The organism is Pantoea sp. Ap-870 (assembly GCF_011752515.1).
In the GTDB taxonomy this organism is placed as follows: domain Bacteria; phylum Pseudomonadota; class Gammaproteobacteria; order Enterobacterales; family Enterobacteriaceae; genus Pantoea; species Pantoea dispersa.
The window spans coordinates 42,637-65,351 of sequence record NZ_VWXG01000007.1; the positions used below are offsets into that span (position 1 = coordinate 42,637).

The window sequence follows — 22,715 nt, forward strand, 5'->3', positions numbered from 1 at the left end:
AAAAGTGCAAATACAAAACCGCTGGTTCGGAATAAATATGTCAGGCGCTCACATGCCGACTGTGGTATTGATCTCGTCTTGATTTTTTCCCCCTTTTACAGCGGTACTGGCCTCCATGTCGATTGAGAAAGTTGCGCGCCTCGCGGGCGTGTCGAAAGCCACGGTTTCACGGGTGTTAAACCAGCATCCTGGCGTCCGACCAGATACGCGTAAACGGGTGCTGGCCGCCATTAATGTGTGCGAATACCAGCCCAACCTGCTGGCGCGCCAGCTGCGTACCGCGCAAAGCAACATGTTGCTGGTGCTGATTTCCGATATCACCAATCCGTTCTGTTCCCGGGTGGTGCAGGGCATTGAGGCGGAGGCCGAAGCGCACGGCTATCACATCCTGTTATGTAATTCCGCGTCACAGCTGCGGCGCGAAACCGCCTATCTGGCACTGCTGGCCGGCAAAGTGGTAGATGGGGTGATCACCATGGACGCCGCGGCCTGCCTGCAGGGACTGAAAGAGTTGATTGGTGATGCGCCGTGGGTGCAGTGTGCGGAGTACGATCCCTCGGTGAACGCCTCCAGCGTCACCATCGATAACCGTCAGGCGGCCTATGACACGGTGCATTATCTGGCCGGCAAAGGGCGTCAGCGCATTGCGCTGGTCAACTGTGATATGCGCTATCTCTATTCGCACCAGCGCGAAAGCGGCTATCGCGACGCCATCACGCAGCTGGGGCTTGACTGGCACGGCGTCGCTTACGCCAGCGACATCTCCTGCGAAGCGGGCAGCGCGGCGCTGCGCGAACTGCTAACGCAGCCAGAGCGGCCGGATGCGGTGTTTGCGGTATCAGACGTGCTGGCGGTTGGTGTGATTCACGCTGCTCTGGAAGCCGGACTGCGCGTGCCGGAGGATCTGGCGGTGGTCGGCTTTGACGGCATTCCGTTCACCAGCAGCATCAACCCGCCGCTGACCACCATTGCCCAGCCGATGAACCAGATGGGTGCCCGCAGCGTGCAGCTGCTGCTGGCGCGCATCCGTCAGCGCCAGGCGGCAGTGGTGCATGAAGTGCTGCCGTGGACGCGCATTGAGCGCGCCTCCAGCTGACTCAGTGCCAGATCAACAGCACGCAGGCTGCGGTCAGCGCACCCATGGCGAGGTTGAAGATTTTCCACGCGCGCGGGCTGCGCAGCAGGCGGCCAATCAGCGAGCCGAAACCCATCCAGATCACGCCGGAAACCACGTTCACCAGCGCCATACCGATGCTGATCGCCACCACGGAATGCAGATAGGCGCTGCCGGCAAGGCTAAAGCTGGCGACCGCACCCAGCGCCATCAGCCACGCTTTCGGGTTGATCAGTTGCAGTAACCCGCCCTGCCAGAAAGGCATCTGCTTCACGCTGGCATCGTCGGTCTCCAGCGTTTCGTATTCGGCGGTGGCAATTTTCCACGCCAGCCACAGCAGGTAGAGGCTACCGGCCACTTTCAGTACCAGATGCAGTGAGGGATAGAGCAGAATCAGGCTGCCGATGCCAAACGCCACCATCAGCAACATCACCTGCATGCCAATCATGATACCAATCAGCAGTGGAAAGGTGCGCAGGAAGCCAAAATTAGCACCTGAGGCGGTAAGTAACATATTATTGGGCCCTGGCGTGATGGCCGCGACCCAGAGAAAGCCCAGCATTGATAAAAAAAGACTCAGTTCCATGTATATTCGGGTGCTCCTCACCCAGAAAAGCGAACAACCCATCGAAGCTATCAGCGAGTTATGCATCAGACAAGTACTATCCCAGGCTATTTTGATCGCCCGAGCGGCGAGCGCTTTACCCCGCTGCGCGGCTTCGGCAATGCGCATCTGCAAACGCTGCTGCCGCGCCTGCTGCGCCGGCGCGTCACGCTGCGCCCGCACTGGCAGCGCCTCGATCTGCCGGACGGCGACTTCGTCGATCTGGCGTGGAGCGAAAATCCGGCACAGGCACGTCACAAGCCGCGCATGGTGCTGTTCCACGGGCTGGAAGGCAGTTTCCGCAGCCCGTATGCCCATGGGCTGATGCAGGCGTGTCAGGCGCGCGGCTGGCTGGCGGTGATCATGCACTTCCGCGGCTGCAGCGGCGAGCCGAACCGTCTGCAGCGCATCTATCACTCCGGTGAAACTGAAGATGCCACCTATTTTCTGCACTGGCTGCAGCGCGAATGGGGCACGGTGCCGACTGCGGCGGTCGGCGTTTCGCTTGGCGGCAATATGCTGGCCTGTCTGCTGGGGCTGCAGGGCACGTCGGCCCCGCTGGATGCCGCGGTCGCCATCTCCGCGCCGCTGGCGCTTGAGCCATGCAGCCAGAAGCTGGACGTGGGCTTTTCACGCTTTTATCAGCACTACCTGCTGACCCAGCTGAAGAAAAACGCCACGCGCAAACTGCGCGCCTGGCCGGGCACGCTGCCGGTCGATCTGACGCAGCTGCGCGCCTTCCGCCGGCTGCGTGAGTTTGATGATGCGATTACCGCCCGCGCCCACGGTTTTATTGATGCGCGCGACTATTATCAGCGCGCCAGCGCCATGCCATTGCTGACCGGCGTGCGCAAGCCGCTGCTGATCATCCATGCTAAAGATGATCCCTTCATGACCGATGCGGTGATCCCGCAGCCGCAGCAGTTGTCTGCCACAATTGAGTATCAGCTGACGCAGCAAGGCGGTCACGTCGGCTTCGTGGGCGGCAGCCTGCTGCGACCCAAAATGTGGCTGGAGCAGCGCGTGCCGGACTGGCTCTCAACTTATCTGGATATGTAATTGTGATTATTCCCTGGCAAGAACTCGACCCGACAACGCTGGAAAACCTGATAGAAAGTTTTGTGCTGCGTGAAGGCACCGATTATGGCGAGCAGGAGCGCAGCCTGACGCAGAAAGTGGCCGACGTGCGCCGCCAGCTCGAGCAGGGCGAGGTGGTACTGGTGTGGTCAGAATTGCATGAATCGGTCAATATTATGCCGCGGCGGGAATTTCGCGGCTGATGCGTCAGGCGGCAATTCGTGGTAACAATGCTCATCGCCGGACTTCACAGGGAGCGCTGTTATGTCAGCCAGGCATCCAGTCATAGCCGTTACCGGTTCCAGCGGCGCCGGAACCACCACCACCAGTCTCGCCTTCCGTAAAATTTTCCAGCAGCTGGATCTGCACGCGGCGGAAGTAGAAGGCGACAGTTTCCATCGCTATACCCGTCCGGAAATGGACATGGCGATTCGTAAGGCGCGCGACCTCGGGCGTCACATCAGCTACTTTGGCCCGGAAGCCAACGACTTCGGCCTGCTGGAGCAGACTTTCCGCGACTATGGTCAGAGCGGACTCGGCCAGTCGCGCAAATATCTGCACACCTACGATGAAGCGGTGCCGTGGAATCAGGTGCCGGGCACCTTTACACCCTGGCAGCCGCTGCCGGAAAACACCGATGTGCTGTTCTATGAAGGCCTGCACGGCGGCGTGGTGACGCAGCAGCATAACGTGGCGGAACACGTCGATCTGCTGGTTGGCGTGGTACCGATTGTCAATCTGGAGTGGATTCAGAAACTGGTGCGCGACACCAGCGAGCGCGGCCATTCGCGCGAAGCGGTGATGGATTCGGTGGTGCGTTCGATGGAAGACTACATCAACTACATCACGCCGCAGTTTTCCCGCACGCACCTCAACTTCCAGCGCGTGCCGACCGTGGATACCTCGAACCCGTTTGCCGCGCGTGAGATCCCGTCGCTGGATGAGAGCTTTGTGGTGATCCATTTTCGCGGCCTGGAGGGCATCGCTTTTCCTTATTTACTGGCGATGATCCAGGGCTCGTTTATTTCCCACATGAATACGCTGGTGGTGCCGGGCGGCAAGATGGGACTGGCGATGGAGTTGATCATGACGCCGCTGGTGCAGCGGTTGATTGAAGGAAAACGCATCGAATAGCGCAGGCTAACGCGCCAGTTTCGCCGGGAGGAACTGAGATCGGGAGCGCAGGGCCGCGCTCCCGGCTGGATTACAGCTCCACCACTTCGTAGCTGTGCGTTATCTCGACGCCCTTGCCCAGCATGATCGCCACCGAGCAGTACTTCTCCGCGGACAGATCCACCGCGCGCGCTACCGCTTTATCGCTCAGCGCTTTGCCGCTGACAATAAAATGCAGATTGATATGCGTAAAAATGCGTGGCGCTTCTTCGCGGCGTTCCGAGGTCAGTTTGACTTCACAATCGGCGACATCGTTGCGCCCCTTTTGCAGAATCGACACCACGTCAATCGCGCTGCAGCCGCCCGCAGCCATCAACACCATTTCCATCGGGCTGGGCGCTTTATCACCGGAATTGCCGTCCATTAATACCTGATGACCGGATGAGGATTCTCCGAGAAAGGTCAGCCCTTCCACCCATTTCACTCGTGCCTGCATTATTCTTTCTCCTGAAGCGGCGGTTTTGCCGCCAGAGTACGCTTTCACCTGACAAACAGCAATGCAGACGCATCCCCCACCTGCTGAAGCGAGACAACAGGAGACAGGTTGCAAAAGCTATGCTACAAACAGTGCTGAAAATATTTTCGTCACGAAAGACGAAAGCGGGACGAATCAAAAGCATCGCTTACGAATCCACCCCCGAATAACTGTCCCTCACGGGAAACGCTGGACGATTTCACCGCCTGACAGGGAAAACTGCCCCCTGTATTTTGGGCACGATTACAACAGAGGATAATAGCGAATGGTTCTCGGCAAACCGCAAACAGACCCTACACTCGAATGGTTCCTGTCCCATTGCCATATTCACAAATATCCATCCAAAAGCACCCTCATCCATCAGGGTGAGAAAGCGGAAACGCTGTACTACATCGTGAAAGGTTCCGTCGCGGTACTGATTAAAGATGAAGAAGGCAAAGAGATGATACTCTCCTACCTCAATCAGGGGGATTTCATCGGTGAGCTCGGCCTGTTTGAAGAGGGCCAGGAGCGTAGCGCCTGGGTACGTGCGAAAACCGCCTGCGAAGTGGCTGAAATTTCCTACAAAAAATTCCGTCAGCTGATTCAGGTCAATCCGGATATTTTAATGCGCCTGTCGGCGCAGATGGCGCGTCGCCTGCAGGTTACATCTGAAAAAGTCGGCAACCTTGCCTTCCTTGATGTGACCGGCCGTATCGCGCAGACGCTGCTCAACCTGGCGAAACAGCCTGATGCCATGACCCACCCGGACGGTATGCAGATTAAAATCACCCGTCAGGAGATTGGTCAGATCGTGGGCTGCTCACGCGAAACCGTGGGTCGTATCCTGAAAATGCTGGAAGATCAGAACCTGATCTCCGCACACGGCAAAACCATCGTCGTTTACGGCACCCGCTGATTTCTTCTCACCCACGGCGTGATGGCAACATCGCGCCGTTTCTGTTTACGATGAGCTGATGTGGCGTCGAATCATCTATCATCCGGAAGTTAACTATGCGCTGCGGCAAACGCTGGTGCTGTGCCTGCCTGTGGCGCTCGGCTGGCTGTTTGGCGATCTGCAAAAAGGGCTGCTTTTCTCCCTGGTGCCGGCCTGCTGCAACATCGCCGGTCTGGATACGCCACACAAGCGGTTCTTCAAACGGCTGATTGTCGGCGGCGCACTGTTCGCCAGCGGCAGTTTTCTGATTCAGTACCTCACGGCTTACGCTGTGCCGCTGCCGCTGATTCTGCTGGTGTTGCCGCTGCTGGTGGGCGTGACCGGTGAAATCAGCCCGCTGCATGGTCGTTTGCTGCCCGGCACGCTGATCGCCGCCATCTTTACCTTAAGCCTCGTCGGCCGTATGCCGATGTGGGTCCCGCCGCTGCTGTATATCGGCGGGACGCTGTGGTACGGGCTGTTTAACTGGTTCTGGTTCTGGCTGTGGAAAGAGCAGCCGATGCGCGAGACACTCAGCCTGCTGTACCGCGAGCTGGCCGATTACTGCGACGCCAAATACACCCTGCTGACGCAGCTGACCGATCCGGAAAAAGCGCTGCCGCCGCTACTGGCGCGCCAGCAGAAAGCGGTCGATCTGATCACCACCTGCTACCAGCAGATGCATATGCTGTCCGCCAGCCGTGATAACAGCCATAAACGCCTGACGCGCGCTTTCCAGGTCGCGCTCGATCTGCAGGAACATATCTCGGTCAGCCTGCACCAGCCGGAAGAGGTGCAAAAGCTGGTGGAGCAGAGCCACGCCGAGGCGGTGATCCGCTGGAACGCGAAAATCATTTCGGCACGGCTGCGCGTGCTGGCCGATGCCATTCTCTATCACCAGCTGCCGGAACGCTTCCACATGGAGAAGCCGCTCGGCGCGCTGGAGAAAATTGCCCGGCAGCACCCGGATAATCCGGTCGGTAATTTCTGCCTCTACCATTTCAGCCGCATCGCCCGCGTGCTGCGCACGCAGAAGCCACTGTACACCCGCGACCTGATGGCCGATCGCCAGCGCCGCCTGCCGCTGCTGCCGGCGCTGCGCAGCTACCTGTCGCTGAAATCTGCCGCGCTGCGGACGGCGGCGCGCTTCGCGGTGATGCTAATGTTCGGCAGCGCGCTGGCGCTGTTCTTCAATATTCCCAAGCCTTACTGGATTCTGATGACCATCATGTTTGTCAGCCAGAACGGCTACAGCGCCACGCGCGTGCGCATTCAGCACCGGGCGCTCGGCACCTTCGCCGGCTTGCTGATCGCCGCGGCGTCGCTGCGCTTTGCTGTTCCGGAGTCGATTGCCCTGCTGACCATGCTGGTCATCACCCTCGCCAGCTATCTGATCACGCGTAAATATTATGGCTGGTCGATGATTGGCTTTACGGTGACGGCGGTGTATTCGCTGCAGCTGCTGTCACTGAATGGCGCGCAGTTCCTGCTGCCACGCATGATGGATACGCTGATGGGCTGTCTGATTGCCTTCGCCGGCATGATCTGGCTATGGCCGCAATGGCAGAGCGGGCTGCTGCGCAATAACGCGCACGATGCGCTGGAGGCGTATCAGGAGGCGCTGCGCCTGCTGCTCGGTCCGGAGCAGGCGCCGGAGAAGCTGGCGTATCAGCGCGTCAAGGTTAACCAGGCGCACAACGCGCTGTTTAACTCGCTCAACCAGGCGTCCACTGAGCCGGGCTTTAACTTCCAGTATCTGAAAGATATGCGCCTGTGGGTGACTCACAGCCAGTTTATCGTCGAGCACATCAACGCCATGACCATTCTGGCGCGCGAGCACACCATGCTGACGCCAAAGCTGGCAGAGCGCTATTTGCAGTCCTGTGAAATTGCGCTGCAGCGCTGTCAGCAGCGGCTGGCTTACGACGGGCCGGGCAACGACAGCAATATTCTGGAAGCGCCGGAGAATCTGAATGAGGGGCCGGTGACGATTGTCGAACAGCATGTGAAGCGCATTCTGCAGCACCTCAATGTGATGCACACCATTTCTTCACTGGCGTGGAGCCAGCGCCCACATCACGGCCGCTGGCTCAGCGTGCTGAAGCCGAAAGGTTAGTTCAGGACTTTCGCGATCGCCCGGGCGAAGCGCGCCATGCCTTCTGCGATATCGGTCGGCTCAATCACCAGCGACGGCACAAAGCGAATCACATCGCTGCCGGCGGTCAGTACCATCAGGCCTTCAGCGGCGGAAGCGTTGAGGATATCGCGCGCTTTGCTGGCGTGCTGCGCGTTGAGCACGGCACCCAGCAGCAGCCCTTTGCCCCGAATTTCACTGAAGATGTCGAACTGCTGATTGATCTTCTGCAGCGCCGAGACAAACTGCTCACGGCGCGCGTCAACACCATTCAGTACCTCGGGCGTATTGATGATATCCAGCGCGGTTTCGGCAATCGCACAGGCCAGCGGGTTGCCGCCGTAGGTGGTGCCGTGCACGCCTGGCGCCATCACCGAGGCGATTTCATGGGTGGTCAGCATCGCGCTCACCGGGAAACCGCCGCCCAGCGCTTTAGCGGTGGTGATGATATCTGGCTTGATACCATAGTGTTCGTAAGCAAACAGCTTACCGCTGCGGCCCATGCCGCTCTGCACTTCATCCAGCACCAGCAGCGCGTTGTGCTGATCGCACAGCGCACGCAATCCCTGCATAAATTCCGGCGTTGCCGGCATCACGCCGCCTTCCCCCTGAATCGGCTCCACCACAATCGCGCAGGTGTGGTCGTCAATTACCGCTTTCACCGCTGCCAGATCGTTAAACGGCACATGGACGATATCCGCCGGCTTCGGACCAAAGCCATCGGAGTATTTCGGCTGACCGCCCACCGAGACGGTGAACAGCGTGCGGCCGTGGAAGGCGTTGTGGAAAGCGATAATTTTGCTTTTGAACGGGCTGTGCTTTTTGCAGGCGTAGTAGCGCGCCAGTTTGAACGCCGCTTCGTTCGCTTCGGCACCGGAGTTACCGAAGAATACCCGCTCGGCGAAGGTCGCCGCGATCAGTTTACTGGCGAGGCGCAGTGCCGGCTCATTGGTGAACACGTTACTGGTGTGCCACAGGGTTTCGCCCTGGCTTTTCAGCGTTTCCACCAGCGCCGGATGACAATGGCCAAGCGCAGTGACCGCGATACCACCGGAGAAGTCGATATACTCTTTGCCCTGCTGATCCCACACGCGGCTGCCTTTGCCTTTGACCGGCACAAACTGCGCAGGTGCATAAACAGGCAAAATAACGTTATCGAACGTTTCCCGGCTTACCGCTAGATTTTCCGCTGCCATTGATGACCTCATCGGGTTATTTGTTGAGCTGATGTGAAATTATAATCACAAAATATGCATAAAAAATCATGCAATGGCAAACGGAAGTTACGTATTGAGGAAATTCGCCAGCAGCTGATGCCCCTGCTCGCTGAGAATACTCTCCGGATGGAACTGCACGCCCTCCAGCGGCAGCGTACGATGGCGGAAGCCCATGATCTCATCGGCAACACCGTCGCGCAGGCTCCAGGCGGTGACTTCAAACTCCGGCGGCAGCGTGTCGCGCGCCACAATCAGCGAGTGATAGCGCGTGACGGTCAGCGGATTATTCAGGTTGCGGAACACGCCCTGGCCGGAGTGCTGCACCGCAGAGGTTTTGCCGTGCATTACCTGGCGCGCGCGCACCACCTGCCCGCCGTAGGCCTGGGCGATGGCCTGATGGCCCAGGCATACCCCGAGAACCGGCAGCCGTCCGGCAAAGTGGCGAATGGCTTCGAGCGAAATGCCGGATTGATCCGGCGTACAGGGGCCCGGCGAGATCACCAGATGACTCAGCGGCAGCGCCGTCATCTCTTCCAGCGTCATCGCATCGTTGCGCACCACGCGCACCTGCGCGCCCAGTTCACAAAAGTACTGGTAGAGATTCCAGGTAAAGGAGTCGTAGTTATCAATTAGCAGCAGCATACATTAGAGATGAATTAAGTGGGTGCTGTCGGTGGGCGACAAGCAAGAAAGGTCGCAAAAAAGTAATATTACCACCTTCGGCCTCAATCCCCGCTAGCTGTCAAAAAAGAATCTGATTACTCTCGCACCAGGTGCTATATTGTGGAGAGTAACGATGTCAGTAACAAGCCGCGTATTTAAAACGAAATGGTTCAGCAAACAGGCTCAGCGCCACGTAATCGCAGACAGTGAGCTTTGCCAGGCCATTGTCGCAGTACAGAAAGGTCAGGCTGACAACCTGGGTGGAGGTGTTTTTAAAAAACGCCTGCAGCAGAATCGCGAACGCGCAATCATTCTGGCGAAGGGCGGGCGAAACTGGATATATACCTTTCTGTTTGCCAAGCAGGATCAGTCCAGTCTGAGCGAAAGCGAACTTACTGGCTTTCGTGAGTTAGCTAAGCACTATTCGCTGCTCTCGAATGAGTCTCTTAATCGTCTGATTGCAGTAAAAGAACTGGTGGAGATATGCCATGACCGCAACGCGAAAATTTAAAAGCCCAGCCCTGGAGGCAATTCACAGTGCAGCAACAGGCCTGTTTGAAGCCGGAGCCCTGAATAAACAGAGCATGCGGGATTTTGACCAACGCTGTCTGGAAGAGGTTAAAGCGCTGGAGGCCGGAGATATCAAAGCGCTGCGCGAAAACCTTAACGTGAGTCAGCCCGTTTTTGCCCGCTACCTCAACACCAGCGTTTCCACGGTGCAGAAATGGGAGAGCGGAGTAAAACGCCCGGGCGGCATTTCACTCAAATTGCTCCACATCGTGCAAAAACACGGGCTGGAAATATTACTTTAGCGGTGAGGCCGGACTCACCACTTTCGCAAACTGCGCGTTGAGCGGCGCGAGATCGCCGCCGACGCCGGCGACGATGGCCTTGTGCCAGCTTTCAGGCTCCAGCGTATCCCAGTTCAGCAGATAGCCCGCGTGCAGCGCCAGCTGTTCGAAAAAGATGCGCTGTGCCCGCCCGTTACCGGCACGGAACGGATGCAGGACGTAGATTTCACAGTAGTAATGCGCGATGCGTGCCACGAAAGTCTGCGGGTCGAGGTCGCACAGGCCCTCTTCCTCTTCCAGTGCGCTCATCAGCGCATTGCCCTCATTCTCGATGTACTCGCAGTGGCAATAGGGCGTGTCGTCGCGCCAGATGTCGATGGTACGCAGTTCACCGGCCCAGCTGTAGATATCCTGAAACAGCGTGCGGTGAATGTGGCGCAGGTGCGGCAGGCCAGGCGTGGCCGGTCCGAGCGCCAGCGTGGCCAGCCGCGCCGCGCTGAATGCCAGCTCGGCTTTACGCAGCTGCGCCACGTCGTGAATTTCCAGCAGGTTTTTCAGCACGTCATCGTTGTGCCACAAATAGGGATCGCGCACCGCCAGGCTGTTATCCGCCATATTGCCTCCTCAGCGATGCCAGACGATCGTCCGCCTGGGCGCTCTCGACGGCAGGTTCATTCAGCGTATAACCGGCCAGTTTGCAGCTGGCCTGATAATTGGCCGCACGGGTTTGCTGCCACAACGTGATTTTCTGTTTTTCGGTGAGTTTGCTGCTCATAGCGCCTCCGGCAAGCAGGATGTGCCCTAAGTATAAGAGCAAATTTCAGCTTTGCCGGAGCGCGGCAGACGGCGCCACCCAGGGGTGGCGCGCAGAGGGATTACGGCAGGACTTTCGCGGAAGTGATAACAATCGGTTTTGACGGCACATTCTGGTATGGCCCGACATCTTTGGTCGGCACCTGGGCGATCTTGTCGATCACATCCATGCCTTTCACTACTTTACCAAACACCGCATAGCCGAAGTCGCGCTGGCCATGGTCAAGAAAAGCGTTGTCCGCCACGTTCAGGAAGAACTGGCTGGTGGCACTGTCTTTCTCAGCGGTACGCGCCATGGAAATGGTGCCACGCAGGTTGCGCAGGCCGTTATCCGCTTCGTTTTTGATCGGCGCGTTGGTCTGCTTCTGCTGCATATCCGCCGTGAAACCGCCGCCCTGAATCATGAAACCAGGGATCACACGATGGAAAATGGTGTTGTTGTAGAAGCCGTTATTCACGTAATCCACAAAGTTTTTTACTGAAACCGGGGCTTTCTGATTATCCAGTTCAAGTTCGATATTGCCCGCAGAGGTGGTGAGCAGCACGTGCGTATCCCCTTTCGCCGCCAGAGCCGAAGCAGATACAGAAGAGAGCGCTAACAGGGCAACCGCCGCTGTCAAAGTACGTTTAAGCATGAAAGATTCCTTACCTTGGAGAGCAAGCTCAAAAACGAGATTGATTGTAAAGAGCATGTAATACAAGAGCCAGCGTTTTACCTATATTTACGCTGATGTTGCTATCGTCATACTTTTCCCGTCGCGCAATCATTTGCGTGACGAAAATCACACTATTAATGAAATATTTCTCGCACGTTTCACTGCTTGTTTATTACGATCACAGATCCATTTACAATTCATGACACTTTTTGCCACGTCGGCGCATCACAGGTTCAGAACATGACAAACCGTAATCGCATTGGCCTTACCTGGATCAGCTTTTTCTCCTATGCGCTCACCGGCGCACTGGTGATCGTTACCGGTATGGTGCTGGATAATATTGCCCGGTATTTCCAGCTGCCCATCTCCGAGATGAGCAACACCTTCACTTTCCTTAACGCCGGTATTCTGGCGGCGGTGTTCCTGAACGCCTGGCTGATGGTGATTGTGCCACTCAAGCGCCAGCTGATCTTTGGCTTTGTGCTGATGATCCTCGCCGTGGCCGGGCTGATGACCAGCCATAACCTCACGGTGTTCTCGCTGTGCATGTTCGTGCTCGGCGTGGTCAGCGGTATCACCATGTCGATCGGCACCTTCCTGATTACCCATCTGTACGATGGTCGCCAGCGCGGTTCCCGTCTGCTGTTTACCGACTCGTTCTTTAGCATGGCCGGCACCATCTTCCCGATTATCGCGGGCATTCTGCTGGCGCGCGCGCTGCCGTGGTACTGGGTTTATGCCTGCATTGGCGTGATCTACGTGGCGATCTTTATCCTGACGCTGATGGTCGAGTTCCCGGTGCTGAAGAGCGAAGCCGCGGTGCAGGGCGGTGAAAAAGAGAAGTGGGGCATCGGCGTGCTGTTCCTGTCGATCGCGGCACTGTGCTACATCCTCGGCCAGCTCGGCTTCATCTCCTGGGTGCCGGAATACGCCACCAAATCGATGGGCATGGATATCGCCGCTGCCGGTCAGCTGGTCGGTAACTTCTGGACCGCCTATATGGTCGGCATGTGGGCGTTCAGCTTCCTGCTGCGCTTCTTCGACCTGCAACGCATTCTGGTGGTGCTGGCGCTGCTGGCCACCGGCCTGATGTTCTGGTTCGTGAAAACCACCGATGCCAGCATGCTGCACTGGATCATTATGTCGCTTGGCTTCTTCTCCAGCGCCATTTACACCACCATCATCACGCTGGGCTCGCTGCAGACCAAAGCGTCATCGCCGAAGCTGGTGAACTTCATCCTCACCTGCGGCACCGTCGGCACCATGCTGACCTTCGTGGTCACCGGCCCGATCGTGGCCAAAGGCGGTGCCCACGCGGCGCTGTCCACCGCGAACGCGCTGTACGCGGTGGTGTTTGTGATGTGTGTGCTGCTCGGCTTTGTCACTAAACATCGCCAGCACGCTCACCAGACTGCCTGATCCCCGAGCGGCGCGAAGCCTCGCGCCGCTATTCCTCTTCCCGCTCCCTTAACGCCGGAACGTCACCGCTTCGCTAGCACCGAGATAAATTTCACTGCTTGCCGGCTGTGTGGCCGCCACCAGCACGCCCTTACGCAGCGAATAGCGCACCGGCACCTGACGGCGCAGCGCATCGAACCCGTTATCGGCAGGCAAAATAATCAGGCTGGCCGCGTTGCCCACCTGCACGCCATAATCCACCAGCTGCATGGTTTTGGCACTGTTGTGCGTGATGAGTTGCAGACCGCTGTCGATCTGCTCATAGCCCATCAGCTGACAGACGTGCAGCCCCATGTGCAGCACCTGCAGCATGCTGGCGGTGCCGAGCGGATACCAGGGATCGAACACATCATCATGGCCGAAACAGACGTTGATACCCGCCTCCAGCAGCTCTTTCACCCGCGTCACGCCGCGCCGTTTCGGGTAGCTGTCAAAGCGTCCCTGCAGATGAATATTCACCAGCGGATTGGCGACAAAGTTAATCTGCGACAGCTTCAGCAGGCGGAACAGCCGTGAGGTATAGGCGTTATTGTACGAATGCATCGCCGTGGTGTGGCTGGCGGTAACGCGCGCGCCCATGCCTTCACGGTGCGCCAGCGCCGCCACGGTCTCGACAAAGCGCGACTGCTCATCATCAATCTCGTCACAGTGCACGTCCACCAGCCGGTCATAGCGCTGCGCCAGCGCAAACGCCTTGTGCAGCGATTCGACGCCATATTCGCGGGTAAATTCATAATGCGGGATCGCGCCCACCACATCGGCACCGAGGCGCAGCGCCTCTTCCAGCAGCGCTTCGCCGTTGGGATAAGAGAGAATGCCCTCCTGCGGAAAAGCCACGATCTGGATATCGATCCACGGCGCCATCTCCGCTTTCACCTCCAGCATCGCGGTTAAGGCGGTCAGCGTGGGATCGGACACATCCACGTGGGTACGCACGTGCTGAATGCCGTTGGCAATTTGCCACTTCAGCGTCTGCCGCGCGCGCTGCATCACATCCTCATGGCTGAGCAGTGCCTTGCGTTCAGCCCAGCGCTCAATGCCTTCAAACAGCGTGCCGGACTGATTCCACGCCGGTTCGCCAGCGGTTTGCGTGGTGTCGAGATGAATATGCGGCTCGATAAACGGCGCGCTCGCCAGGCCACCGGCGGCATCCAGCGCATCCGGCTGGGCGGCCGCGTGCGGCGGCTGCGGAATAATGGCGCTGATGTTGCCGTGGCGAATTTCGATCTGCCATAAACCCGGTTGGCCTGCCAGGCGCAGGTTGTTTATCCACTTAAACGCTTGCTGGGTCATATCCTTCTCCGCTGAAAACGCAACATCTTAAGCTAGCACGAAAAACGGCCGCGCCGCTGGCAACTTTTCTGCCGCCATTGGGTAATTTTCAACCAAATAAAAGACTTAGATAAAAACGCGTAAAATCAGCAACATACCTCTAAATGGGTATATAAAGCCGCAGTTGATGTACGTCAATAAGCGCCAGAAACAGCGCGCTAAGGTAGGCGCAGATCCCGCAAATTTTGAGGCAAGCATGAGCAAGCACAGTGTCGTTATTATTGGCAACGGCATGGTTGGCCACCGCTTTATCGAAGAACTGATCGACAAAGCCGCCCCTGAGCAGTTCGCGATAACCGTTTTCTGTGAAGAGCCCCGCGTCGCCTATGACCGCGTCCATCTCTCCGCCTATTTTTCCCACCACACCGCCGAAGAACTCTCACTGGTGCGCGAAGGCTACTACGAAAAGCATCAGGTCAATCTGCTGCTCGGCGAGCGCGCCATTACCCTCAACCGTGAGGAAAAGCTGATTCACTCCAACACCGGTCGTGCGGTGCATTACGACACGCTGATCCTGGCCACCGGTTCTTATCCGTGGATCCCGCCGATCGCCGGCGCGGAGGGCAGCGACTGCTTTGTCTATCGCACCATCGAAGATCTCAACGCCATTGAAGCCTGCGCGCGCCGCAGCAAACGCGGTGCGGTGATTGGCGGCGGTCTGCTCGGACTGGAAGCGGCGGGCGCGCTGAAAAATCTCGGCATTGAAACGCACGTGATTGAGTTTGCGCCGGTGCTGATGGCGGAACAGCTGGATACACAGGGCGGCGCACAGCTGCGGCGTAAGATCGAACAGATGGGCGTGCAGGTCCATACCGGCAAAAATACCCGGCAGATTGTGCATCACGCTAAAGGCGGTAAAACGCTGGAGTTCGCCGATGGCAGCGCGCTCGACGTCGACTTCATCGTGTTCTCCACCGGCATTCGTCCGCAGGATAAGCTGGCGCAACAATGCGGCCTGGCGCTCGGCCAGCGCGGTGGCGTTGCCATCAACGATCGCTGCCAGACCAGCGATGCGGCGATCTACGCGATTGGGGAATGCGCCGCCTGGCAGGATCGGATTTACGGTCTGGTGGCGCCGGGCTACAAAATGGCGCAGGTCGCCAGTGATGCGCTGGTCGGGCGTGACAGCGTCTTTACCGGTGCCGATATGAGCGCCAAACTCAAGCTGCTGGGCGTGGACGTCGGCGGCATTGGCGATGCGCACGGCCGCACGCCGGGCGCGCGCAGTTACATCTGGCTCGATGAACAGCAGCACGTGTATAAGCGCCTGATCGTCAGCGAAGACAACAAAACTCTGCTCGGCGCGGTGCTGGTGGGCGACACCAGCGACTACGGCAATCTGCTGCAGCTGGCGCTCAATCACATCGCCTTACCGGAAAACCCGGCGCTGCTGATTCTGCCGGCGGGCAGCGGCGAAAAACCGGCGCTGGGCGTCGATTCGCTGCCGGACAGCGCGCAAATCTGCTCCTGCTTTGACGTCAGCAAAGGCGATATCGTTAACGCGGTGCAGGCGGGTTGCCACACCGTGGCGGCGCTGAAAGCCGAAACCCGCGCCGGTACCGGCTGCGGCGGCTGCATCCCGTTGATTACGCAAGTGCTGAACGCTGAGCTGAGCCGTCAGGGCATCGAAGTCAATCATCACCTGTGCGAGCATTTCGCCTATTCGCGCCAGGAGCTGTATCACCTGATCCGCGTGGAGGAGATCAAGTCGTTTGACGCGCTGCTGGCGAAGTATGGCCAGGGTTACGGCTGTGAAGTGTGTAAACCGACCGTCGGATCGCTGCTGGCCTCCTGCTGGAACGAATACATCCTCAAGCCGCAGCACACGCCGCTACAGGACAGCAACGATCTCTATCTCGGCAACATCCAGAAAGATGGCACCTACTCGGTGATTCCGCGCACCGCCGGCGGTGAAATCACGCCGCAGGGGCTGATGACGCTGGGCGAAGTGGCGCGGCAGTACAACCTTTACACCAAAATCACCGGCTCACAGCGCATCGGCCTGTTTGGGGCGCAGCGCGACGACCTGCCGGCCATCTGGTCACAACTTATTGCCGCCGGCTTTGAAACCGGACAGGCTTATGCCAAAGCGCTGCGCATGGCGAAAACCTGCGTCGGCAGCAGTTGGTGCCGCTATGGCGTTGGCGACAGCCTCGGCTTCGGCATTGAGCTGGAAAACCGCTACAAAGGCATCCGCACGCCGCACAAGATGAAGTTTGGCGTCTCTGGCTGTACCCGTGAATGCGCCGAAGCGCAGGGCAAAGATGTCGGCGTCATCGCCACCGAAAAAGGCTGGAACCTGTACGTGTGCGGCAACGGCGGCATGAAACCGCGCCACGCCGATCTGCTGGCGGCTGACCTCGACCGCGACACGCTGCTGCAGTATCTCGACCGCTTCATGATGTTTTACATCCGCACCGGCGACCGCCTGCAGCGCACTTCGCTGTGGCTGGAGAGCATGGACGGCGGCATCGACTATCTGCGCAGCGTGATTATCGACGACCGGCTCGGTCTGAATGCGCAGCTGGAGCAGGAGCTGGCGCGTCTGCGCGCTGACGTCCGCTGTGAATGGACCGCCACGGTTAACGACCCGCAGCAGCAGGCGCACTTCGCCACGTTTATTAACAGCCCGCAGCGCGACCCGCTGGTGCAGCACGTCAGTGAACGCGAGCAGCATCGCCCGGCGCGTCCGGCGGAGCGCATCGCTATTACCCTGATCGAGGAGGCTGACGCATGAGCCAGTGGTACACCGTGTGTGAACTCACACAAATCCTGCCCGCTACCGGCGTGTGCGCGCTGGTTAACGGCCAGCAGATCGCCATCTTTCGCCCGCGCGACGATGCGCAGCTGTACGCTCTGAGCAACATCGATCCGTTTGCTGAGGCCAGCGTGTTATCGCGCGGCCTGATCGCCGAACACCAGCACACGCTGTGGGTCGCCAGCCCACTGAAAAAACAGCGTTTTCGCCTGAGTGATGGCGTTTGTCTGGAAGATGAAAGCCGCTCGGTGGCGAGCTATGCGGTGCGCGTCAGCAACGGCCAGGTCGAAGTCTGCGCCTGACAGAATTCCTTCACTTTATGAGACGTCACTATGTTTTCTGACACCCTGAACACCTGCGCCGCCAATGCGGCGCGCATTGTACGCACCGCGCAGCACAGCCCGCTGGCCTTCTGGATTGGATCGGCGATGGCCGGCGCTTATGTTGGCCTGGCGATCATCCTGATCTTCACCCTCGGCAACCTGGCGGACCCGGCGTATCGTCCACTGCTGATGGGCGCCACCTTTGGTATTGCCCTGACGCTGGTGATCATCGCCGGTTCCGAGCTGTTTACCGGTCATACCATGTTCCTCACCGTGGGCGTCAAAGCCGGCACCATCAGCCACGGTCAGATGTGGTGTGTGCTGCCGCAAACCTGGCTGGGTAACCTGATCGGCTCAGTGTTTGTCGCCCTGCTCTACTACTACGCCGCTGGTGCGCTGCTGCCGAACGCCGGTTCGCTGATCCACAGCGTGGCGCTGGCAAAAACCACGCAGACGGCGATGGCGCTGTTCTTTAAAGGCGCGCTGTGCAACTGGCTGGTGTGTCTGGCAATCTGGATGGCGGTGCGCAGCGAAGGTGCCGCGAAGTTCATCGCTATCTGGTGGTGCCTGCTGGCGTTTATCGCCTCCGGTTACGAGCACTCCATCGCCAACATGACGGTATTTGCGCTGTCGTGGTTTGGCCAGCACAGCGCCGACCTGACGCTGCGCGGCATCGGTCACAACCTGCTGTGGGTGACGCTCGGCAATATGTTCTCCGGCATGGTGCTGATGGGTCTCGGCTACTGGTATGCCACGCCGCAGGCGCAGCGCCCGCAGACGCAAGCCCAGGCTTCGCCGCTGAAATCGGTATAATCCCTTCCACAGCCCGCACCGTGCGGGCTTTTTTTCAGGATTCGCTATGGATTACTTTCCGCTGTTTTGTCGGCTGCAAGGCAGGCGTTGTTTACTGGTTGGCGCAGGCGACGTGGCTGAACGCAAAGCGCGTTTGCTGCTGGAGGCCGGCGCAGAGCTGTACGTCGGCGCGCGGGATTTTTCCCCGGCATTTCAGCTGTGGGCTCAACAGGGAAAAGTGACGTTACTGCACGGCGCATTTACCGATGACTGGCTGGATGAATGCTGGCTGGCGATTGCGGCCACCAACGATGATGCCGTCAATCAGCAGGTGGCTGACGCCGCCGAACAGCGCCGCCTCTTCTGTAACCTGGTGGATGCGCCGCAGCAGGCCAGCGCCATTATGCCGTCGATCGTCGACCGCTCACCGCTGATGATCGCCGTCTCTTCCGGTGGCCGCGCGCCGGTGCTGGCGCGTCTGCTGCGCGAGAAGCTGGAGGCGATGCTGCCCCAGCATCTCGGCGAACTGGCTGCGCTGGCGGGCTCACTGCGCGAGCGCGTGAAGCAGCATTTTAGCGCCATGGCGCCACGCCGCGCCTTCTGGGAGCGCTTCTTTGCCAGCGATCGGCTGGCCCAGACGCTGGCCAACGGCGATCGGGCACGCGCTGCCGCACAGGTCGATGCCTTGTTTGCGGCGCCGCTGACGCAGCAGGGCGAAGTGGTGCTGGTCGGCGCCGGGCCGGGCGATGCCGGTCTGCTGACGCTGAAAGGGTTGCAGGCTATCCAGCAGGCTGATGTGGTGGTGTATGACCGGCTGGTGTCGGAGCCGATTCTTAACCTGGTGCGGCGCGATGCCGAACGCCTCTTCGTGGGTAAGCAGGCGGGCCATCACTGCGTGCCGCAGGAACAAATCAACCAGCTGCTGCTGGAGCAGGCGCAGCGCGGCAAACGTGTGGTGCGCCTTAAAGGCGGCGATCCCTTTATTTTTGGCCGCGGCGGCGAAGAGCTGGAGGTGCTGGCGCAGCATAACATCCCGTTCAGCGTAGTGCCGGGCATCACCGCCGCCTCCGGCTGTGCCGCCTACAGCGGTATTCCCCTCACCCACCGCGACCATGCTCAGAGCGTGCGCTTCGTCACCGGCCATCTGCAGCAGCACGGCGAAATGGAGTGGGGCAAACTGGCGGCGGAGCAGCAGACGCTGGTGTTTTATATGGGCCTCAGCCAGGCGGCCGACATTCAGCAGCAGCTGTTACGGCACGGGATGGACGCAGCGATGCCGGTGGCTATCGTGCAGCACGGTACCACGCCGCAGCAGCGCGTCGCCTGCGCCACGCTGCAGGAGCTGGCGACGCTGGCACAGCAGTTTGCCAGTCCGGCGCTGATCATTGTGGGCCGCGTGGTCAGCCTGCGCACGCAGCTGCGCTGGTTCTGATGCGGTAAAACACTGTACAGCGCTGCGCTTTGCCGCCAGACTGAGCAACCAAATCAATCACAAGGAGTTTCCATGCGCATTATTTCTCTGGCCGCGGCGCTGCTGATGCCGCTGAGCGTGGCGGTGAGTGCCGCCCCGGTGACGTGGTCAACGGTCACGGGCGAATGGCAGGTGGTTGCCGTGACGCCGAAAAAGGAGAACGGCCAGATTTACATCAAAAACGATCCGCAGTTTATGGGCGCGCGCGTGGCGTTTAAACCCAATGCGATTAGCTGGACGCGCGGTACTGCCGAACGCGGCATCAATCCGGCGACCGACAATTGCCAGGGAAAACCGCGCCTGAGCGCCGCCAGCGGGGCCGGACAGGATCGTGATTTCAGCTTTCGCTATGGCTTCAACGTGCACTGTGGCAATCAGGCGTGGGGACCGGCACCGGGCGCGGTACTGAGCGTGCTGGCCGACGGCAATGCGCGGCTATTCTGGGATGGCGCAGAGCTGACGCTGCATCGGGTGAAGTAAAGCCTGCGGGGCGCGTTGTGCTGCGCCCCGGCAAACCGGCTTATGGCTGCGCCACGAAGCCTACGGCGTCATACACTTTCTTCAGCGTTTCCTGGGCATGCGCACGGGCTTTCGCTGCGCCATCGCGCATCACCTGGTTGAGGAACGCTTCGTCATTGCGGAAACGATGATAGCGCTCCTGCAGCTCAGTCAGCATCTCAGACACAGCATCTGCCACCGCGCCTTTCAGGTGACCATACATTTTGCCTTCGAACTCCTGCTCCAGCTGCGCAATCGACTTACCGGTCACGCCTGACAGGATATCCAGCAGGTTAGACACGCCCGCTTTCTCTTTGATGTCGTAACGCACCACCGGCGGCTCTTCCGAGTCGGTCACTGCACGCTTAATCTTCTTCACCACCGATTTGGTGTCTTCCAGCAGACCAATCACGTTGTTGCGGTTGTCATCGGATTTCGACATCTTCTTCGTCGGCTCCAGCAGTGACATCACGCGCGCGCCGGACTTCGGAATAAACGGCTCAGGAATTTTAAACACGTCGCCGTACAGCGCATTGAAGCGCGCGGCGATATCGCGGCTCAGCTCAAGGTGCTGCTTCTGATCTTCGCCGACCGGTACCTGGTTAGTCTGATACAGCAGAATATCGGCCGCCATCAGCACCGGATAATCGAACAGACCGGCGTTGATGTTCTCTTCGTAACGTGCCGATTTGTCCTTGAACTGCGTCATGCGGCTCAGTTCGCCGAAGTAAGCGTAACAGTTCAATACCCAGCTCAGCTGCGCGTGCTCCGGTACGTGCGACTGCACGAAGATGGTGCTTTTTTCCGGATCGATACCGCAGGCAAGGTACAGCGCCAGCGTATCCAGCGTGGCTTTGCGCAGCGCGGCCGGGTCCTGACGAACGGTGATGGCGTGCAGATCGACGATGCAGTAAATGCAGTGGAAATCATCCTGCATCTGCACCCACTGACGCAGCGCACCCATGTAGTTGCCAATGGTCAGTTCACCGGAAGGCTGGGCGCCGCTGAAAACGATGGGTTTGCTCATGTTATGTCCTGATAATCACAGCCCGAGAACGGGCAAAAGTTCGCTAAAAGTATCGAGAGTTAAATCGGGCTGGCTGGTGGCAATCGGCTCACCGTAGTTGTAGCCGAAGGTCATCGCAACGTTCGGCACGCCCGCCGCCTGGGCAGCGAGAATATCATTGCGCGAATCACCGACAAACAGCAATTGTCCTGGAAGCACGCCAAAACGGCCGAGAACGAGGAAAATCGCCGCCGGATGAGGTTTTTTCACCACCACATCATCGCCGCCGATGATCAGAGAAAAGTAGTCGGCAATGCCGAGCGACTGCAGCAGCGGAGCAACAAACGGTGTGGGTTTGTTGGTGACGATGGCCAGCGGCAGACCGCTGGCATGCAGCGCAGCCAGCGTCTCCTGCACCTGTGGAAACAGCGTACTGCCGGCTTCCACCGTTGCGGCGTAATGTTTGTCGAACAGCGCACGCGCGTCGCGCTGCTCGTCGGCCTGCGGCTCACGGCCCAGCGCCCAGCTGAGCGCCCGCGCCATCATGATGTCCGCACCGTTGCCAATCCAGGTCGAGACGCGCTCAACGCCCGCGGGCGGCAGCTGCAAATCGGCCAGCGCCAGATCGATCGCCTGTGCCAGGCCTGGCGCGCTGTGCACCAGCGTGCCATCGAGATCGAACGCCAGCGCGCGGATATCAGTGAAATGAGCCATTAACTTTCTCCAGTTCGCTGCGCATCTCATCGATCACCTTCTTGTAATCCGGATGACCGAAGATCGCCGAGCCGGCAACAAACATATCAGCCCCGGCCGCCGCGATCTGACCGATGTTATCGATCTTCACGCCGCCATCCACTTCCAGACGGATTTGGTAACCGCTCTGGTCAATGCGACGACGCGCTTCGCGCAGTTTATCCAGCGTGCCCGGAATAAAGGACTGGCCGCCGAAGCCTGGGTTGACCGACATCAGCAGAATGATGTCGAGCTTATCCATCACGTAATCGAGATAGCTGAGCGGCGTTGCCGGATTGAACACCAGACCGGCTTTACAGCCGTGCTCTTTGATCAGCTGCAGCGTACGGTCAACGTGCTCGCTGGCTTCGGGATGGAAAGTAATGAAGCTGGCACCCGCTTTGGCGAATTCCGGAATCAGCGCATCGACCGGTTTGACCATCAGATGCACATCGATGGGCGCGGTGATGCCGTAATCGCGCAGCGCTTTCAGCACCATTGGCCCCATGGTCAGATTGGGAACATAGTGGTTATCCATCACATCGAAATGCACCACGTCGCCACCCGCTTCCAGCGCTTTAGCGGTATCTTCGCCCAGGCGGGCAAAATCAGCGGCAAGGATTGATGGGGCCAGTAAAAATTGTTTCATCCGAATCTCCCAATTTTGTGCGCCAGCCGGAGCTGGCGTGATGCGTTGGTCGCGGACGAAACA

General features: G+C 59.0%; 25 protein-coding genes. 14 read left to right on the plus strand and 11 right to left on the minus strand.

All coding sequences use genetic code 11. The features are described from left to right. Positions 1-115 precede the first annotated feature (115 nt). Entirely contained in the window at positions 116-1,096 is a 981-nt protein-coding gene (locus tag F3J41_RS17030) for a LacI family DNA-binding transcriptional regulator (protein ID WP_021507445.1), read from the plus strand. 1 nt (position 1,097) lies between these two features. Here F3J41_RS17030 and F3J41_RS17035 read toward each other — a convergent pair whose 3' ends face one another. Further along, positions 1,098-1,700: a LysE family translocator gene (locus F3J41_RS17035; RefSeq protein ID WP_031279689.1), complete on the minus strand. Its 603-nt coding sequence runs from the start codon at positions 1,698-1,700 to the stop codon at positions 1,098-1,100. Positions 1,701-1,760: 60 nt separating this feature from the next. On the opposite strand from F3J41_RS17035, the gene F3J41_RS17040 reads away from it, so the two are divergent. The 3 genes from F3J41_RS17040 to F3J41_RS17050 all read left to right on the plus strand — a co-directional run bounded on the left by F3J41_RS17040 (position 1,761) and on the right by F3J41_RS17050 (position 3,929). Then, entirely contained in the window at positions 1,761-2,777 is a 1,017-nt protein-coding gene (locus F3J41_RS17040; protein WP_021507443.1) for a hydrolase, read from the plus strand. Between the two features lie 2 nt (positions 2,778-2,779). Further along, complete coding sequence (locus tag F3J41_RS17045) at positions 2,780-2,998, plus strand: YheU family protein (RefSeq protein ID WP_021507442.1); 219 nt, start codon at positions 2,780-2,782, stop codon at positions 2,996-2,998. Between the two features lie 61 nt (positions 2,999-3,059). Beyond that, positions 3,060-3,929, plus strand: coding sequence for a phosphoribulokinase (locus F3J41_RS17050; RefSeq protein WP_021507441.1), 870 nt, complete (start codon positions 3,060-3,062; stop codon positions 3,927-3,929). Positions 3,930-3,999: 70 nt separating this feature from the next. On the opposite strand, the gene F3J41_RS17055 is transcribed toward F3J41_RS17050, so the two are convergent. After that, on the minus strand, positions 4,000-4,404 hold the full coding sequence (locus F3J41_RS17055) for an OsmC family protein (RefSeq protein WP_021507440.1): 405 nt from the start codon (positions 4,402-4,404) through the stop codon (positions 4,000-4,002). Between the two features lie 304 nt (positions 4,405-4,708). Here F3J41_RS17055 and crp point away from each other — a divergent pair, with 304 nt between their 5' ends. Continuing rightward, positions 4,709-5,341 (plus strand): cAMP-activated global transcriptional regulator CRP, encoded by a 633-nt coding sequence (gene crp, locus F3J41_RS17060; RefSeq protein WP_000242755.1) that lies wholly within the window; start codon positions 4,709-4,711, stop codon positions 5,339-5,341. Between the two features lie 58 nt (positions 5,342-5,399). Then, positions 5,400-7,475: a YccS/YhfK family putative transporter gene (locus F3J41_RS17065; protein WP_021507439.1), complete on the plus strand. Its 2,076-nt coding sequence runs from the start codon at positions 5,400-5,402 to the stop codon at positions 7,473-7,475. Here F3J41_RS17065 and F3J41_RS17070 read toward each other — a convergent pair. Both F3J41_RS17070 and F3J41_RS17075 read right to left on the minus strand, forming a co-directional pair. After that, positions 7,472-8,689: an aspartate aminotransferase family protein gene (locus tag F3J41_RS17070; RefSeq protein WP_058759292.1), complete on the minus strand. Its 1,218-nt coding sequence runs from the start codon at positions 8,687-8,689 to the stop codon at positions 7,472-7,474. The genes F3J41_RS17065 and F3J41_RS17070 overlap by 4 nt on opposite strands. An 87-nt stretch (positions 8,690-8,776) precedes the next feature. Then, complete coding sequence (locus F3J41_RS17075) at positions 8,777-9,352, minus strand: aminodeoxychorismate synthase component II (protein WP_166711853.1); 576 nt, start codon at positions 9,350-9,352, stop codon at positions 8,777-8,779. A gap of 154 nt (positions 9,353-9,506) precedes the next feature. Here F3J41_RS17075 and F3J41_RS17080 point away from each other — a divergent pair, with 154 nt between their 5' ends. Together F3J41_RS17080 and F3J41_RS17085 are read left to right on the plus strand one after the other, a co-directional pair. Beyond that, positions 9,507-9,884 (plus strand): type II toxin-antitoxin system RelE/ParE family toxin, encoded by a 378-nt coding sequence (locus F3J41_RS17080; protein WP_104189613.1) that lies wholly within the window; start codon positions 9,507-9,509, stop codon positions 9,882-9,884. Next, positions 9,862-10,185: a DNA-binding transcriptional regulator gene (locus F3J41_RS17085; RefSeq protein ID WP_104189611.1), complete on the plus strand. Its 324-nt coding sequence runs from the start codon at positions 9,862-9,864 to the stop codon at positions 10,183-10,185. Before F3J41_RS17080 ends, F3J41_RS17085 begins: the two co-directional genes overlap by 23 nt. Here the strand turns inward: F3J41_RS17085 and F3J41_RS17090 are convergent. The 3 genes from F3J41_RS17090 to ppiA form a co-directional block, all read right to left on the minus strand. Then, positions 10,177-10,779: a putative adenosine monophosphate-protein transferase Fic gene (locus F3J41_RS17090; RefSeq protein ID WP_166711855.1), complete on the minus strand. Its 603-nt coding sequence runs from the start codon at positions 10,777-10,779 to the stop codon at positions 10,177-10,179. The genes F3J41_RS17085 and F3J41_RS17090 overlap by 9 nt on opposite strands. Beyond that, complete coding sequence (locus tag F3J41_RS17095; RefSeq protein ID WP_021507436.1) at positions 10,769-10,939, minus strand: YhfG family protein; 171 nt, start codon at positions 10,937-10,939, stop codon at positions 10,769-10,771. Before F3J41_RS17095 ends, F3J41_RS17090 begins: the two co-directional genes overlap by 11 nt. A 100-nt stretch (positions 10,940-11,039) precedes the next feature. Further along, on the minus strand, positions 11,040-11,612 hold the full coding sequence (ppiA, locus tag F3J41_RS17100) for a peptidylprolyl isomerase A (RefSeq protein WP_021507435.1): 573 nt from the start codon (positions 11,610-11,612) through the stop codon (positions 11,040-11,042). A gap of 261 nt (positions 11,613-11,873) precedes the next feature. Here ppiA and tsgA point away from each other — a divergent pair, with 261 nt between their 5' ends. Next, positions 11,874-13,052 (plus strand): MFS transporter TsgA, encoded by a 1,179-nt coding sequence (tsgA, locus tag F3J41_RS17105; RefSeq protein ID WP_127834660.1) that lies wholly within the window; start codon positions 11,874-11,876, stop codon positions 13,050-13,052. Between the two features lie 48 nt (positions 13,053-13,100). Here the strand turns inward: tsgA and F3J41_RS17110 are convergent, their stop codons facing one another. Continuing rightward, the gene (locus tag F3J41_RS17110) at positions 13,101-14,384 is read right to left on the minus strand and encodes a cytosine deaminase (RefSeq protein WP_166711857.1); all 1,284 of its coding nucleotides are present in this window, start codon (positions 14,382-14,384) and stop codon (positions 13,101-13,103) included. A gap of 235 nt (positions 14,385-14,619) precedes the next feature. Between F3J41_RS17110 and nirB the strand changes: the two genes are divergently transcribed. From nirB to F3J41_RS17135, 5 genes are all read left to right on the plus strand, one after another. Then, positions 14,620-17,160 carry a nitrite reductase large subunit NirB gene (nirB, locus tag F3J41_RS17115; RefSeq protein WP_166711859.1) on the plus strand — a complete coding sequence of 847 codons (2,541 nt, stop codon included), beginning with the start codon at positions 14,620-14,622 and terminating at the stop codon, positions 17,158-17,160. After that, positions 17,157-17,483, plus strand: coding sequence for a nitrite reductase small subunit NirD (nirD, locus tag F3J41_RS17120; protein WP_021507431.1), 327 nt, complete (start codon positions 17,157-17,159; stop codon positions 17,481-17,483). Before nirB ends, nirD begins: the two co-directional genes overlap by 4 nt. A gap of 30 nt (positions 17,484-17,513) precedes the next feature. Then, on the plus strand, positions 17,514-18,317 hold the full coding sequence (nirC, locus tag F3J41_RS17125; protein ID WP_021507430.1) for a nitrite transporter NirC: 804 nt from the start codon (positions 17,514-17,516) through the stop codon (positions 18,315-18,317). Between the two features lie 46 nt (positions 18,318-18,363). Further along, complete coding sequence (cysG, locus tag F3J41_RS17130; RefSeq protein WP_166711861.1) at positions 18,364-19,728, plus strand: siroheme synthase CysG; 1,365 nt, start codon at positions 18,364-18,366, stop codon at positions 19,726-19,728. A gap of 72 nt (positions 19,729-19,800) precedes the next feature. After that, entirely contained in the window at positions 19,801-20,247 is a 447-nt protein-coding gene (locus tag F3J41_RS17135; protein ID WP_058759299.1) for a hypothetical protein, read from the plus strand. A 40-nt stretch (positions 20,248-20,287) separates the two neighbouring features. On the opposite strand, the gene trpS is transcribed toward F3J41_RS17135, so the two are convergent. Genes trpS through rpe form a run of 3 tightly spaced genes read right to left on the minus strand, consistent with a single transcriptional unit; the run spans position 20,288 to position 22,652 of the window. Then, positions 20,288-21,292 carry a tryptophan--tRNA ligase gene (trpS, locus tag F3J41_RS17140; protein ID WP_058770971.1) on the minus strand — a complete coding sequence of 335 codons (1,005 nt, stop codon included), beginning with the start codon at positions 21,290-21,292 and terminating at the stop codon, positions 20,288-20,290. 15 nt (positions 21,293-21,307) lie between these two features. Then, a complete protein-coding gene (locus tag F3J41_RS17145; RefSeq protein ID WP_021507426.1) occupies positions 21,308-21,985 on the minus strand; it encodes a phosphoglycolate phosphatase in 678 nt (225 codons plus the stop codon). Next, a complete protein-coding gene (rpe, locus tag F3J41_RS17150; RefSeq protein WP_021507425.1) occupies positions 21,969-22,652 on the minus strand; it encodes a ribulose-phosphate 3-epimerase in 684 nt (227 codons plus the stop codon). Before rpe ends, F3J41_RS17145 begins: the two co-directional genes overlap by 17 nt. Between the last annotated feature and the right edge of the window lie 63 nt (positions 22,653-22,715).